General features: G+C 72.9%; 14 protein-coding genes. All 14 read left to right on the top strand.

The features are described 5' to 3' along the window. Nucleotides 1-110 precede the first annotated feature (110 nt). On the top strand, nucleotides 111-1,880 hold the full coding sequence (locus OG429_RS35240; protein ID WP_328929315.1) for an enoyl-CoA hydratase-related protein: 1,770 nt from the start codon (nucleotides 111-113) through the stop codon (nucleotides 1,878-1,880). Between the two features lie 73 nt (nucleotides 1,881-1,953). Continuing rightward, the gene (locus tag OG429_RS35245; protein ID WP_328929316.1) at nucleotides 1,954-3,009 is read left to right on the top strand and encodes a hydrogenase expression protein HypE; all 1,056 of its coding nucleotides are present in this window, start codon (nucleotides 1,954-1,956) and stop codon (nucleotides 3,007-3,009) included. Nucleotides 3,010-3,072: 63 nt separating this feature from the next. Continuing rightward, nucleotides 3,073-4,857, top strand: a complete 1,785-nt coding sequence (locus OG429_RS35250) for a nickel-dependent hydrogenase large subunit (RefSeq protein WP_328929317.1) — start codon at nucleotides 3,073-3,075, stop codon at nucleotides 4,855-4,857. After that, complete coding sequence (locus OG429_RS35255) at nucleotides 4,854-5,381, top strand: hypothetical protein (protein ID WP_328929318.1); 528 nt, start codon at nucleotides 4,854-4,856, stop codon at nucleotides 5,379-5,381. The genes OG429_RS35250 and OG429_RS35255 overlap by 4 nt, the downstream gene beginning before the upstream one ends. After that, nucleotides 5,378-6,028 (top strand): DUF5947 family protein, encoded by a 651-nt coding sequence (locus OG429_RS35260; RefSeq protein WP_328929319.1) that lies wholly within the window; start codon nucleotides 5,378-5,380, stop codon nucleotides 6,026-6,028. Before OG429_RS35255 ends, OG429_RS35260 begins: the two co-directional genes overlap by 4 nt. Then, the gene (locus OG429_RS35265; protein ID WP_328929320.1) at nucleotides 6,025-6,723 is read left to right on the top strand and encodes a DUF6084 family protein; all 699 of its coding nucleotides are present in this window, start codon (nucleotides 6,025-6,027) and stop codon (nucleotides 6,721-6,723) included. The genes OG429_RS35260 and OG429_RS35265 overlap by 4 nt, the downstream gene beginning before the upstream one ends. Beyond that, nucleotides 6,720-8,159: a hypothetical protein gene (locus OG429_RS35270; RefSeq protein ID WP_328929321.1), complete on the top strand. Its 1,440-nt coding sequence runs from the start codon at nucleotides 6,720-6,722 to the stop codon at nucleotides 8,157-8,159. Before OG429_RS35265 ends, OG429_RS35270 begins: the two co-directional genes overlap by 4 nt. After that, entirely contained in the window at nucleotides 8,156-8,734 is a 579-nt protein-coding gene (locus tag OG429_RS35275; protein ID WP_328929322.1) for a hydrogenase maturation protease, read from the top strand. The genes OG429_RS35270 and OG429_RS35275 overlap by 4 nt, the downstream gene beginning before the upstream one ends. Beyond that, on the top strand, nucleotides 8,731-8,835 hold the full coding sequence (locus OG429_RS41580; protein ID WP_405676951.1) for a DUF6893 family small protein: 105 nt from the start codon (nucleotides 8,731-8,733) through the stop codon (nucleotides 8,833-8,835). The genes OG429_RS35275 and OG429_RS41580 overlap by 4 nt, the downstream gene beginning before the upstream one ends. Nucleotides 8,836-8,948: 113 nt before the next feature. Next, nucleotides 8,949-9,344, top strand: coding sequence for a hydrogenase maturation nickel metallochaperone HypA/HybF (locus tag OG429_RS35280; protein ID WP_328929323.1), 396 nt, complete (start codon nucleotides 8,949-8,951; stop codon nucleotides 9,342-9,344). Nucleotides 9,345-9,347: 3 nt separating this feature from the next. Continuing rightward, a complete protein-coding gene (hypB, locus tag OG429_RS35285; protein ID WP_328929324.1) occupies nucleotides 9,348-10,157 on the top strand; it encodes a hydrogenase nickel incorporation protein HypB in 810 nt (269 codons plus the stop codon). Next, nucleotides 10,157-12,568, top strand: a complete 2,412-nt coding sequence (gene hypF / locus OG429_RS35290; RefSeq protein WP_328929325.1) for a carbamoyltransferase HypF — start codon at nucleotides 10,157-10,159, stop codon at nucleotides 12,566-12,568. The genes hypB and hypF overlap by 1 nt, the downstream gene beginning before the upstream one ends. A 13-nt stretch (nucleotides 12,569-12,581) precedes the next feature. Further along, nucleotides 12,582-12,950 carry a HypC/HybG/HupF family hydrogenase formation chaperone gene (locus OG429_RS35295; protein WP_328929326.1) on the top strand — a complete coding sequence of 123 codons (369 nt, stop codon included), beginning with the start codon at nucleotides 12,582-12,584 and terminating at the stop codon, nucleotides 12,948-12,950. Continuing rightward, nucleotides 12,947-14,083: a hydrogenase formation protein HypD gene (gene hypD, locus OG429_RS35300; protein WP_328929327.1), complete on the top strand. Its 1,137-nt coding sequence runs from the start codon at nucleotides 12,947-12,949 to the stop codon at nucleotides 14,081-14,083. Before OG429_RS35295 ends, hypD begins: the two co-directional genes overlap by 4 nt. Nucleotides 14,084-14,095: the final 12 nt, after the last annotated feature.

Consider the following 14,095-nt stretch of genomic DNA (forward strand, 5'->3'; position numbering starts at 1 on the left):
CGTCGCCGACCATCTCAGGCGGCCGGTCATGACGATTTCGAGGTCCCGCCCGGTCACGATCAGCCGGGGCGCCCAGGCGTCGCGGCTCCGGGCCGCCGCTGGGAGATCACGTGCACGTCCTGCTCGTCGCGAGCGCGTTCAACAGCCTCACCCAGCGCGTCCACGCCGAACTGCGGGACCGCGGTCACAGCGTGGCCGTCGAACTCGCCCTGCCCCATGTCCCGCTCGCCGACGCCGTCCGCCGCCACCGGCCCGACCTCGTCCTCGCGCCGATGCTGCGGACCGCCGTCCCCGAGGAGGTCTGGGCCGCGCACACCTGCCTGATCGTCCACCCGGGACCGGTCGGCGACCGCGGTCCCTCCTCCCTCGACTGGGCGATCCACGAGCAGGTGACCCGATGGGGCGTCACCGTCCTGCAGGCCGAGGCCGAGATGGACGCCGGCGCCGTCTGGGCCCACGTCGAATGCCCCGTACCGCCGGTGGGCAAGAGCGACCTCTACCGCGGTGAGATCGCCGACGCGGCGCTGGAAGCCGTACACCTCGCCGTCGACCGCTTCGCCTCCGGCACCTACACCCCCCGGCCGCAGGCCGCCGGACATCCGCGCCCCGCCCTGCGCCAGGAGCACCGCCGGATCGACTGGGAGGCCGACTCCACCGAGCGCGTCCTGCGCGCCCTGCGCGCCGCCGACTCACAGCCCGGCGTACGGGACGAACTGCTCGGCGCCGAGTGGTTCCTGCACGGCGGCCACGCCGAGGACCGCCTGCGCGGCCGCCCCGGGGAACTGCTGGCCACCCGGGCGGGCGCGATCTGCCGGGCCACCGCCGACGGCGCCGTCTGGATCCCCGAACTCCGGGCCCCGCGCGCCCCGGGCGGACCCGCCGCCCCCAAACTTCCCGCCACCGTGGCGCTCGCCGGCCGGCTGCCGGCACTGCGGGAACACCCCGCCCCGCTCCACACCGACCCGCGCCGGCGCACCTGGTCCGACATCGGCTACCGGGAAGAGGGCCAGACCGGCTTCCTGTCCTTCTCCTTCCCCGGCGGCGCCATGAGCACCGCCCACTGCCGGCGCCTGCTGAACGCCTACCGGATCGCCTGCACCCGCCCCACCACCGTCCTCGTCCTCGGCGGCGGACGGGACTTCTTCTCCAACGGCATCCACCTGGGCGTCATCGAGGCGGCCGCCGACCCGGCCGAGGAGTCCTGGGCGAACATCAACGCCATGGACGACTTGGTCGAGGCCGTGCTCACCACCACCGACCGGCTCGTCGTCGCCGCCGTCGGCGGCAACGCCGCCGCCGGAGGCGCCGTCCTCGCCCTCGCCGCCGACGAGGTCTGGTGCCGCTCCGGCGTGGTGCTCAACCCGCACTACCGCCTGATGGGGCTGCACGGCTCCGAGTACTGGACCTACACCCTGCCGCGCCGCGTCGGCACCGGCGTCGCGGACCGCCTCACGTCCGAGGCCCTGCCGCTGAGCGCCGAGGCCGCGCACCGGCTCGGGCTGGTCGACCGTACGGTCCGCTGCGCGCCCCAGGCCTTCGCCGCGGAGACGGCGCGGCTGGCGGCCCATCTGGCCGCCCTGCCCGCGACCGCCTCCCGGATCGCCCGGAAGAAGGCGCACCGCGACCGCGACGAGGCGCAGAAGCCCCTGGCCGCCTACCGGGAGGCCGAGCTGGCCCTGATGCGGCAGACCTTCTTCGACCCGGACGCCCCCTACCACGCCCTGCGCCGCGCCTTCGTCCGCAAGGAGCGGGCGACCGCGACACCGCCCCATCTGGCCCGTTCCGCGGCGGGGCGGCACACTGCCCCGCCGCCCTCCCGGCAGCGCCCGGTCACTGGACTGGCCGCACATGACGCGGCACGCGGAGCCGCGGGCTGTTAGCAAGAAAGGCGAGGCAGCAAACGCCGCCTCGCCCCCTAGTCCGCCCCGAGCCCCTCCCCAAGGAGGCATCCTCATGGATCCAGCGACGTCGGCCCCTGTGGAAGACCCTCCGATCCACATCCTCTGGATCAACGCGGGACTGAGCTGTGACGGCGACTCCGTCTCCCTGACAGCGGCGATGCAGCCCAGCATCGAAGAGATCGTGACGGGCGTACTGCCCGGACTGCCCAAGATCCAGGTGCACTGGCCCCTGATCGATTTCGAATGCGGCCCGGTCGGCGGCGCGGACACGTTCATCGAGTGGTTCTTCAAGGGCGAGCGGGGCGAGATCGACCCGTTCGTGCTGGTCGTCGAGGGCTCGATCCCCAACGAGAAGATCAAGCCCGAGGGCTACTGGTGCGGATTCGGCGACGACCCGGAGACCGGTCAGCCCATCACCACCAGCGAGTGGATCGACCGGCTCGCCCCCAAGGCCCTCGCCGTCGTCGCCATCGGCACCTGCGCCACGTACGGCGGCATCCACGCCATGGAGGGCAACCCCACCGGCGCCATGGGCGTGCCCGACTACCTGGGCTGGAACTGGACCTCCAAGGCCGGCATCCCGATCGTGTGCGTGCCGGGCTGCCCGATCCAGCCGGACAACTTCTCCGAGACCCTGACCTACCTGCTCTACCAGGCGGCGGGCTCGGCCCCGATGATCCCGCTCGACGACAAGCTGCGCCCGACCTGGCTGTTCGGCGCCACCGTCCACGAGGGCTGCGACCGCGCCGGCTACTACGAGCAGGGCCAGTTCGCCGAGACCTACGACTCGCCCGAGTGCCTGGTCAAACTCGGCTGCTGGGGTCCCGTCGTCAAGTGCAACGTGCCCAAGCGCGGCTGGATGAACGGCATCGGCGGCTGCCCCAACGTCGGCGGCATCTGCATCGCCTGCACGATGCCGGGCTTCCCCGACAAGTTCATGCCCTTCATGGACGAGCCTCCCGGCGCCAAGGTGTCGACCAAGGCCAGCGGCGCGTACGGGGCCGTCATCCGCAGGCTCCGCTCGATCACCGCGCACACGGTGGACCAGGAGCCCAAGTGGCGCCGCAGCGGCCAGAGGCTGACCACGGGCTACCGCCCGCCCTGGTGACGGACCCGCAGGTCCTCACCTCGCTCACGAACTCCGTACAGAAGAAGGGTCACGGCAGACACGATGGCACCGAAGACGAAGGCGGCCGGTGACGGCAGCGGCCTGGTGGAGATGGCCTGGGATCCGATCACCCGGATCGTGGGCAGCCTCGGCATCCACACGAAGATCGACTTCAAGCAGAAGCGGGTCGCCGAGTGCTACAGCACCTCGTCGGTCTTCCGCGGCTACAGCGTCTTCATGCGCGGCAAGGACCCCCGCGACGCGCACTTCATCACCAGCCGCATCTGCGGGATCTGCGGCGACAACCACGCCACCTGCTCCGTGTACACGCAGAACATGGCCTACGGGGTGAAGCCGCCCCACCTCGCCGAGTGGATCATCAACCTGGGCGAGTCGGCGGAGTACATGTTCGACCACAACATCTTCCAGGAGAACCTGGTCGGGGTCGACTACTGCGAGAAGATGGTCCGCGAGACCAACCCCGGGGTCCTGGAGCTCGCCGAGCGCACCGAGGCCCCGCACGCCGGCGACCACGGCTACCGGACCATCGCCGACATCATGCGCTCCCTCAACCCCATCGAGGGCGAGTTCTACCGCGAGGCCCTCCAGGTCAGCCGCTACACCCGGGAGATGTTCTGCCTGATGGAGGGCCGCCACGTGCACCCCTCCACGCTCTACCCGGGCGGCGTGGGCACCATCGCCTCCGTCCAGCTCTTCACGGACTACATGAGCCGCCTGATGCGCTACGTGGAGTTCATGAAGAAGGTCGTGCCGCTCCACGACGACCTCTTCGACTTCTTCTACGAGGCCCTGCCCGGGTACGAGGAGGTCGGCCGGCGCCGCGTGCTGCTCGGCTGCTGGGGCGCGCTCAACGACCCCGAGCACTGCGACTTCACGTACGCCAACATGTCCGACTGGGGCCGGAAGATGTTCGTCACCCCGGGTGTGATCGTCGACGGCAAGCTGGTCACCAACGACCTCACCGAGATCAACCTCGGCATCCGCATCCTGCTCGGCAGCTCGTACTACGACGACTGGGCGGGCCAGGAGCAGTTCGTCACGCACGACCCGCTCGGCAACCCGGTGGACCCCCGCCACCCGTGGAACCAGCACACCATCCCCGCCCCGCAGAAGCGGAACTTCGACGACAAGTACAGCTGGGTGATGTCACCGCGCTGGTTCGACGGCAAGGACCACCTCGCGCTCGACACCGGAGGCGGCCCCATCGCGCGCCTGTGGTCCACGGCCCTGTCCGGGCTCGTCGACGTCGGCTACGTCAAGGCCACCGGGCACAGCGTGGTCATCAACCTGCCGAAGACGATGACCAAGCCCGAGACGCGCTTCGAGTGGCAGATCCCGAAGTGGAGCAACGCCCTGGAGCGCAACCGCGCCCGCACCTACTTCCAGGCGTACGCCGCCGCCATCGCCCTGCACTGCGCCGAGAAGGGCCTCGCCGAGGTCCGCGCCGGACGCACCCAGACCTGGGAGAAGTTCGAGGTGCCGGACGAGTCCATCGGCGTCGGCTTCACCGAGGCCGTACGGGGCGTGCTCTCGCACCACATGGTGATCCGCGACGGCAAGATCGCCAACTACCACCCCTACCCGCCGACCCCGTGGAACGCCAGCACCCGCGACACCTTCGGCACGCCCGGACCGTACGAGGACGCCGTCCAGAACACCCCGATCTTCGAGGAGAACACCCCGGAGAACTTCAAGGGGATCGACATCATGCGCGCCGTGCGCAGCTTCGACCCCTGTCTGCCGTGCGGAGTCCACATGTACGTGGGCGGCGGCAAGACGGTGAAGTCGATGCACGTGCCCACCGGCCTGAGCGGACTGGGCGGATGAGCGCGGCCGTCGACGCCCGGCTGGCCGGGCAGCGGGTCGAGGAGGTCCTCGACCGGCTGGCCGCCACCGGCGACCGGGCGGCCTGCGAGGCCGCCGAGGAACTCGTGCGCGTGCTCATGGACTTCTACGGCGCCGGACTCGCCCGGATCGTCGAGCGGCTCGGCGGCGGCCCGCTCGAAGGGGTGCTGGACGACGAGCTGGTGGCGAGCCTGCTCTCGCTGCACGGTCTGCACCCCGAGGACGTCCACACGCGGATCGCACGCGCCCTGGACGCCGCGGAGGACCCCGTGGAACTGCTCGGCTTCGAGGAGACCACCGGCGTGCTGCGGCTGCGTCCCCGGGCCGCCGCCACCGGATGCGGCTGCGGCGGCAGCGGCCCGGAAACCGTCCGGCGGACGCTGGAGGACGCCCTGGTCTGCTTCGCCCCGGAGGTGACCGGGGTGGAGATGGAGCCCGCCGCCGCCCCCGGACCGCCCCTGCTCCAGATCGGCGTCCGGCCGCACACCCCGGTCCGGGTGCCGTGACGGGGCCCGCAGCCGCGACGGACCTGCGGCGCGGCCTGCGCCGGTTCACGGGCCCGCGCCCGCCCCGGCCGGAGCGCTGCGAACTCTGCGCGGTGGCGGTGCCCGAGGACGGCCACCGCCACCTGGTGGAGACCGAGAAGCGGACGCTGGTCTGCGCCTGCACCGCCTGCGCCCTGCTGTTCGACCGGCCGGGCGCGGCCACCGGGCGGTACCGGACCGTTCCGGACCGCTACCTCGCCGACCCCGGCCACCGGCTCGACGAGGGCGCCTGGGAACGGCTCCAGATCCCGGTCTCCGTGGCGTTCTTCTTCCGTAACGCCGCCCTCGACCGGCTGGTCGCCCTCTACCCGAGCCCGGCCGGAGCCACCGAGAGTGAACTCGACCCCGCGACCTGGGAATCCGTACTGGGCGCGAGCCGGCTGTCCGAGCTGCTCGAACCCGACGTGGAGGCGCTGCTGCTGCGCCGCTCGGCGGGACGCACCACCTGCCATCTGGTGCCGATCGACATCTGCTACGAGCTGGTGGGACGGATGCGGCTGCTGTGGCAGGGCTTCGACGGCGGCGCCGAGGCCCGGGCTGAGCTGGACGCCTTCTTCGAGCGGGTGGAGCGGCGGGCCCGGGCCGTGGCGGAGGACGGAGTCCGATGACGGACCTCGCCTTCACCTGCACCGGCGTGCGCGCCGACCCCTACGCGGCCGGTCCCACCCTCGTCTTCCGGCTGCGGATCACCGCAGCCGGGGACGCCCGGGTCCACGCCCTCGCCCTGCGCTGCCAGATCCGCATCGAACCGGCCCGCCGGAGCTACGGCCCCAAGGAGGCCGACGGCCTCGCCGACCTGTTCGGCGAGCGCGCCCGGTGGGGCACCACCCTGCAGCCCGTCCAGTTCGCCCAGGTCGCCGTCATGGTGCCCAGTTTCACCGGGGAGACCGAGACCGAACTGGTCGTGCCCTGCACCTACGACATGGACATCGCGGCGACCCGGTACTTCGACGCCCTGGAGGACGGGGAGGCGCCGCTGCTGATGCTGTTCTCCGGGACCGCCTTCACCGGCGCCGGCGGTTTCCGCGTCGAGCCCGTGCCCTGGGACCGCGAAGCCTCGTACCGGATGCCCGTGAACGTCTGGCGCGACATGGTCGAGCAGCACTTCCCGGGCTGCGGCTGGCTGCGGCTGCCCCGCGACACCATGGCAGAACTGCTCGCCTTCCGCTCGCGGCACGCCCTCGCCTCCTGGGAGTCGACCGTACGGGCCCTGCTCGACGCGGCCACCCCCGCCGAACCCCCGCCGCCGCCCGTCCGGTTCGGCTCCGTACCGCCCCGTGTCACCGAGAGGACCGCGACATGACCACGACGGCCACGACGGCCGCGGCGGACCCCCGCTTCGCCACCGCCCGGCAGGTGGCCGACGCCGTCCTCTTCGAGGGGTACGTGCTCTACCCGTACCGCGCCTCGGCCGCCAAGAACCGGCTGCGCTGGCAGTTCGGCGTCCTGGTACCGCCCGAGTGGGGACAGGCCCACGACGAGCACGCGCACCAGCAGACCGAGATCCTGATGGAGCCCAGGGGCGAGGCGAGCCTCTCCGTGGAGCTGCGCTTCCTGCACGCCCGGCGCCGCACCGTCCAGCGGGCCGGGGACGGCGGCACCTTCACGGAGGTCGCCGAACTCCACCTGGACGACCGGGTCCTCGTCCCCTGGGACGAGGGCACCGAGGAGCGCGTCGAGCTGTCCGCGACGACGGCCGAGCTGGTGGGCGAGGGCATCACCCTCCCGTTCCGCCGACCCGCCCGCGAGGACACCGAGGACGTGCTCGACGCCCAGGGCCGCACCGTGGGCCGCCTGGTGCGGCGCAGCGAGGAGATCGTCGGAGTCGTGCGGCTGCGGGCCACCGAAGTGCCCGTACCCTACCGGGTGTTCAAGCTCACCGCGGTCGTGGAGAACGCCAGCCCCTGGACACCTCGGCCCGGTTCGGACGACCGCGACGCCGCGCTGCCCCATTCGCTGGTCGCCGCCCACCTGCTGCTCGGCCTGGACTCCGGTTCCTTCCTGTCCATGACCGACCCGCCCGAGTGGGCCAAGGGCGCGGTCGCCTCCTGCGTCAACCGGCACACCTGGCCCGTACTGGCGGGTGAACCCGGCCGCGCCGACGTGGTCCTGTCCTCTCCGATCATCCTGGAGGACCACCCGGCCATCGCCCCCGAGAGCGCCGGCGCCATGTACGACGCCACCGAGATCGACGAGATCCTCGCCCTGCGCACGGCCGCCCTCACCGAGCAGGAGAAGCGCGAGGCGCGCGGTACGGACGACCGCGCCGCCGCCGTGATCGACCTGGCCGACTCCATGCCGCCCGAGGTGCTGGAGCGCCTGCACGGAGCGGTCCGCGCCCTGCGCGAGATCACCGACCCGGGCGCGGCGCCGCCGGACGTACCCGAACTGATCACGGAACTCCCGGACGAGGAAGCGGTGTTCAGGCCGGACACGCCCTGGTGGGACCCGGCCGGGGGCGACACCGCCGACCCGGCCCGCGACCGGATCACGATCGACGGCGTACCGGTGGGCGTGGGCAGCCGCGTCCTCCTCCGCCCGGGCCTGCGCCGCACCGACGCCCAGGACCTGTTCCTCCAGGGCATGGCCGCACGGGTCGAGGCGGTCCTGCACGACGTCGACGGGGGAGTGCACCTCGCCGTGACCGTCGAGGACGACCCGGGCGCGGACATCCGCCGCGAGCAGGGCAGATTCCTCTACTTCCAGCCCGACGAGCTCACCCCGCTGGAGGACGCGTGAGCGGCAGAACGCTGGTCGCCGGCATCGGCAACGTCTTCCTCGGCGACGACGGCTTCGGCGTCGAGGCCGTGCGCGGCCTGTCCGCGCACCCGCTCCCGGACGACGTCGAGGTGGTGGACTTCGGCGTGCGCGGAGTCCACCTCGCCTACCAGCTCCTCGACGGCTACGACACGCTGGTCCTGGTCGACGCCACCGCACGCGGCGGCGACCCGGGCACGCTCTACCTCATCGAGGCCGATGCGGGGGGCCCGGCCCCGCCGGGCGGCGCCGTCCTCGACGGCCACCACATGTCCCCCGACGCGGTCCTCGCGCTGCTGGACACCCTGTGCGCCGGCACCGGAAGCACCCCGCCCCGGCGGACGCTGGTCGTCGGCTGCGAACCCGCCTCGATCGAGGAGGGCATCGGCCTGAGCGCACCGGTGGCCGCGGCGGTGCCGCGCGCCGTCCGGATGGTCCTGGACCTGCTCCGGGCCGAGACCGAGACCGAGGCCGAGACCGAGCCCGCCGCTTCGACCGGATCCCCGACGGGATACGAAGCCGTCATGCCTTCCCGAGAACTGAGGAGTACCCCGTGAGCAAGGCCATCATCAGCGGCGTGACCGCCGCCATCACGGTCGTCGTACTGACGCAGCTGCTCCCCGACATCAAGCGCTACCTGCGCATGGTCCGGATGTGAGCCGGCGCCCGCCCCGGCGCCCGAATGGCGTACGGGGCGTGGCGCGCGTCGGCGTGCCCGACCGCACCGTCCCCGTCCTGCCGGTGTAATGAGCCCCGGCAGGACGGAGTCCTATGCACGAGATGTCGATCGCCACGGCCGTCGTCGGCCAGGTGGAGGAGGCGGCCCGGGCCGGCGGCGCGAGCGCCGTCACCACGGTCCGGCTCCAGGTCGGGGAGCTGGCGGGAGTGGTCCCCGACGCGCTGGCCTTCTGTTTCGAACTGGCCTGTGCCGGGACGGTGCTCGAAGGCGCCGGACTCGTCACGGAGACGGTCGCGGCCCGCGCACGCTGCGGCGCGTGCCCACGCGAGTGGCCGACCGGCATGCCCCCCGACCTGTGCTGCCCCGGCTGCGCGCGGGCCGGGGACGTGGAGCTGCTCTCCGGTCGTGAGCTGCAGATCGTCAGCGTGGACTGGGAGGACGGCCCGCCCTGCGCCCGTACCCGCGAACCGATCTCCGAGGAGGCCTGAACCATGTGCCGAGTGGTCGATCTACGGCAGGCGGTGCTCGCCAAGAACGACGAGGTGGCGGGCACCCTGCGCGCCGAACTCACCGCACGCGGAACCGCGGTCGTCAACCTGCTCTCCAGCCCGGGCAGCGGGAAGACCGCGCTGCTGGAGCGCGAACTGTTGCTCGCCCGGGAGCGGGGGGTGCCGGTGGCCGCGCTGACCGCCGACCTCGCCACCGAGAACGACGCGGTACGCCTGGCCCGTTCCGGCGTACCGGTCAAGCAGGTGCTGACCGACGGGCTGTGCCACCTGGAGGCGGGGATGCTCGGCCGGCACCTGGACGGGTGGCTGCCCGAGGACACCCGGATCCTCTTCGTGGAGAACGTCGGCAACCTCGTCTGCCCGGCCTCCTACGACCTCGGCGAGTCCCTGCGCGTGGTCCTCGCCTCGGTCACCGAGGGCGAGGACAAGCCGCTGAAGTATCCGACCGCCTTCGGGCTGGCTCAGCTGGTGGTGGTGACGAAGACCGACATCGCGGAGGCCGTCGAGTTCGACGAGGCGGCCTTCCGCGCGAACGTCCAGCGCGTCAACCCCGGCGTGGAGGTGGCGCTGACGTCCGCCCGCGCGGGGGAGGGCGTGGGCCTGCTTCTCGACCGGGCGCTGGCGGTCGGCGCGGGCGCGGCGGCGCACACGCCGGTCATGGCGCGCGATCCGCACGCACATGGACATCGGCATGGGCTTGGGCACGGACACAGTCACGGCGACGGGCACGATCACGATCACGGCGACGGGCACGGGCACGGGACCCCGCAGCCCGTGGCGCAGACCCGCTGATGGAGGCCGTCCAGCGCCGCCGCATCATCGTCCGGGGCGTGGTGCAGGGCGTCGGCTTCCGCCCGTACGTGTACACCCGTGCCACCGGCCTCGGCCTCGCCGGGCACGTCACCAACACCCCTGACGGCGTCGTCGCGGAGGTCGAGGGCAGGGCGGACGCGGTCTCGGAGTTCTGCGAGCGGCTCGCGGCGGAGGCGCCCCCGCTGGCCGTGGTGGACGCCGTCGAGCACTGCGAGGTGCCCGTGGCCGGCGGCGCCGGGTTCACCATCGTCGCCTCCCGGACCGGCGGCCCCGCCCGCACGCTGGTCTCCCCTGACGTGGCCACCTGCGCGGACTGCCTCGCCGAGCTCACCGATCCGGCCGACCGCCGCCACCGCCACCCCTTCATCACCTGCACGCACTGCGGGCCGCGCTTCACCATCGTCACCGGGCTGCCCTACGACCGCGCCCACACCACCATGGCGGGCTTCCCGATGTGCCCCGACTGCGCCCGCGAGTACGCCGACCCCGCCGACCGCCGTTTTCACGCCCAGCCGGTCGCCTGCCCGGCCTGCGGGCCCCGGCTGCGGCTCCTGGCGGGACACCCGCCCCGCGAGGTGACCGGAGCCGACCCGGTCGCCGCGGCCCGCCGGCTGCTGGCCGACGGGGCGATCCTCGCGGTGAAGGGACTCGGCGGCTACCACCTCGCCTGCGATGCCACCCGCGCCGGCGCCGTGGCGGAGCTGCGCCGCCGCAAGGACCGCGGTGACAAGCCGTTCGCGCTCATGGCCAGGGAGCTCGCCGACGTCGAGCCCCTCGCCCACATCGGCCCGGAGGAACGGGCCCTGCTCACCGGCGCGGTCAGACCGATCGTGCTGCTGCGCCGCCGGGGCGGGGACGCTCCGCGCGCCCTGGACGCCTTGGCCGAGGCAGTGGCCCCGCGCTGCCCCGACCTCGGCGTCATGCTCCCGTACACGCCCGTGCACCACCTGCTGCTCGGCCTGCCCGGCGACCCGCCGGGCCCCCGCGTGCTCGTCATGACCAGCGGGAACCTCTCCGGCGAGCCCATCGTCACCGACGACGACGAGGCCCTGGACCGGCTCGCCCACCTGGCCGACGCCTGGCTCACGCACGACCGCCCGATCCATGTGCCCTGCGACGACTCGGTCGTGCGTGTCTGCGACGGCGAGCCGCTGACCCTGCGGCGCTCCCGAGGCCACGCCCCGCTGCCCGTGCCGCTCCCGCTGCCGGTCCCGGCGACCCTCGCCGCCGGGGGAGACCTGAAGAACACCTTCTGCCTCGGCGAAGGACGCCGGGCCTGGCTGTCCGCGCACATCGGCGACATGGACGACCTCGCCACCCAGTACGCCTTCGAGCGGGCCGAGCGGCAGCTGGAGTCCATCACCGGCGTCACGCCCGCCCTGCTCGCCGCCGACCGGCACCCCGGCTACCGCTCCGGCCAGTGGGCCCGGCGTGCCGCCACCGGCCGGCCGCTCGTCCGCGTACAGCACCACCACGCGCACATCGCGTCCGCGATGGCCGAACACGGCCGGGGCGGCGACCGGAAGGTCATCGGTGTCGCCTTCGACGGCACCGGCTACGGCGACGACGGCGCGGTCTGGGGCGGCGAGTTCCTCCTGGCCGACTACGCCGGGTACACGCGCTTCGCCCACCTCGCCTACGCCCCCCTGCCGGGCGCGGACGCCGCCGTGCACCGCCCGTACCGCATGGCCCTGTCCCATCTGCGCTCTGCGGGCATCGACTGGGCGTCGGACCTGCCCTGTGTCGCCGCCTGTCCGCCGGATGAACTGCGCGTACTGCGCGGGCAGTTGGAGCGGAACCTGAACTGCGCGCCCACCTCCAGCATGGGCCGGCTCTTCGATGCCGTCTCCTCCCTGGCGGGTGTGTGCCACCGCTCGGGCTACGAGGCGCAGGCCGCGATCGAGCTGGAGTCCGCGGCGCTCACCGCCTCCGGTGCGCACGCCGGAGGCGCGTACGCCTTCGGCCTGCGCGATCCCGCGGACGGCGACGGCGACGGCGACGGCGACGGCGACGGCGACGGCGACGGCGACGGCGGCGACGCGACCGCCGCCCCCGTCACCGCCGACCCGGCGCCCGTGCTCGCCGCCGTCGTCGCCGACGTACGGGCGGGCGTGCCCACGGCGGTGATCGCCCACCGCTTCCACGCCTCCGTGGCCGCCCTCGTCGGCGAGCTCTGCGGGCTCGCCCGCGAGCGGCACGGCCTGGACACCGTCGCGCTGAGCGGCGGCGTCTTCGCCAACACCCTGCTCTCCTCGGCGTGCGCCCGCATCCTGCGCGAGCGGGGCTTCACCGTCCTGCGGCACACCCGCGTCCCGCCGAACGACGGCGGACTGTCCCTCGGCCAGCTCATGGTGGCGGCAGCGGTCCGCCCCACGCAACACCACCCCTAGCGAAGGAGAACCCATGTGCCTGGCGGTACCCGGCCGAGTGCTCGACATCGGGGAGAGGGACGGCACCCGCATGGCGACCGTCGATTTCGGCGGCGTGCAGAAGGAGGTCTGCCTGGAGTACCTGCCGGACCTCCAGGTCGGTGAGTACGCCATCGTCCACGTGGGATTCGCCCTTCAGCGCCTCGACGAGGAGTCGGCCAAGCAGACTCTCGAACTCTTCGCCCAACTCGGCATGCTGCAGGAGGAGTTCGGCGATCCCTGGGAGGCGGCCGCAGCGGCCGGAGGCGCCCCCTGGCCCTTCGACGACGAACCGGACGGCCTTGACGTTCCCGCCGGAGCGGCGCCGCACGGAGAGGTCCGGCAGGAGGAGATCCGCAAGTGAAGTACATCGACGAGTTCCAGGACCCCGAGCTCGCCCGCCGGCTGCTCGACGACATCCACGCCACCGTGACCCGCCCCTGGGCCCTGATGGAGGTCTGCGGCGGCCAGACGCACACCATCATCCGGCACGGCATCGACCAACTGCTCCCGGAGCAGGTGGAACTGATCCACGGTCCGGGCTGTCCGGTGTGCGTCACCCCGCTGGAGGTCATCGACAAGGCTCTGGAGATCGCCTCCCGTCCGGACGTGATCTTCTGCTCCTTCGGCGACATGCTGCGCGTCCCGGGCACGGGCCGCGACCTCTTCCAGGTGAGGAGCGAGGGGGGCGACGTACGGGTCGTCTACTCCCCGCTCGACGCGCTGCGGATCGCGCAGGACAACCCGGGGCGCGAGGTGGTGTTCTTCGGCATCGGCTTCGAGACCACCGCACCGCCCAACGCCATGACGGTGTACCAGGCGAAGAAGCTGGGCATCCGCAACTTCAGCCTGCTGGTCTCGCACGTCCGCGTCCCCCCGGCCATCGAGGCGATCATGCGGTCGCCGAGCTGCCGGGTCCAGGGCTTCCTCGCGGCCGGCCACGTGTGCAGCGTGATGGGCGTGGGGGAGTACCCCGAGCTGGCGGCCCGCCACCGCGTCCCGATCGTCGTGACCGGTTTCGAGCCGCTGGACATCCTCGAAGGCGTTCGCCGGGCCGTACGGCAGCTGGAGCGCGGCGAGCACACCGTCGACAACGCCTACGCGCGCGCCGTGCGCCCGGAGGGGAACCCGGCGGCCCTGGCCATGCTGGAGGACGTCTTCGAGGTCACCGACCGCGCCTGGCGCGGCATCGGCGTCATCCCGGACAGCGGGTGGCGGCTGTCGGCCCGCTACCGGGAGTACGACGCCGAGCACCGCTTCTCGGTGACCGGGATCAAGACCCTGGAGCCGGCCGAGTGCCGCAGCGGCGAAGTGCTCCAGGGGCTGCTCAAACCGCACGAGTGCGAGGCCTTCGGCACGCTGTGCACCCCGCGCAGCCCGCTCGGCGCCACGATGGTCTCCAGCGAGGGCGCGTGCGCCGCGTACTACCTGTACCGACGGCTGGAGCTCACTCCCGCCACGACCGCCGTATCGCCGGAGGCGAGCCCCGTTGCCTGAGACAACACTGCC

Origin of the sequence: Streptomyces sp. NBC_00190, assembly GCF_036203305.1 — a bacterium.
Lineage (GTDB): Bacteria > Actinomycetota > Actinomycetes > Streptomycetales > Streptomycetaceae > Streptomyces.

Bases quoted from the DNA above. Each gene is read 5' to 3' on its own strand.
- OG429_RS35245 (WP_328929316.1), top strand. From the start codon at position 1,954: ATGGATCCAGCGACGTCGGCCCCTGTGGAAGACCCTCCGATCCACATC.
- OG429_RS35250 (WP_328929317.1), top strand. From the start codon at position 3,073: ATGGCACCGAAGACGAAGGCGGCCGGTGACGGCAGCGGCCTGGTGGAG.
- OG429_RS35255 (WP_328929318.1), top strand. From the start codon at position 4,854: ATGAGCGCGGCCGTCGACGCCCGGCTGGCCGGGCAGCGGGTCGAGGAG.
- OG429_RS35265 (WP_328929320.1), top strand. From the start codon at position 6,025: ATGACGGACCTCGCCTTCACCTGCACCGGCGTGCGCGCCGACCCCTAC.
- OG429_RS35270 (WP_328929321.1), top strand. From the start codon at position 6,720: ATGACCACGACGGCCACGACGGCCGCGGCGGACCCCCGCTTCGCCACC.
- OG429_RS35280 (WP_328929323.1), top strand. From the start codon at position 8,949: ATGCACGAGATGTCGATCGCCACGGCCGTCGTCGGCCAGGTGGAGGAG.
- hypB (WP_328929324.1), top strand. From the start codon at position 9,348: ATGTGCCGAGTGGTCGATCTACGGCAGGCGGTGCTCGCCAAGAACGAC.
- hypF (WP_328929325.1), top strand. From the start codon at position 10,157: ATGGAGGCCGTCCAGCGCCGCCGCATCATCGTCCGGGGCGTGGTGCAG.
- OG429_RS35295 (WP_328929326.1), top strand. From the start codon at position 12,582: ATGTGCCTGGCGGTACCCGGCCGAGTGCTCGACATCGGGGAGAGGGAC.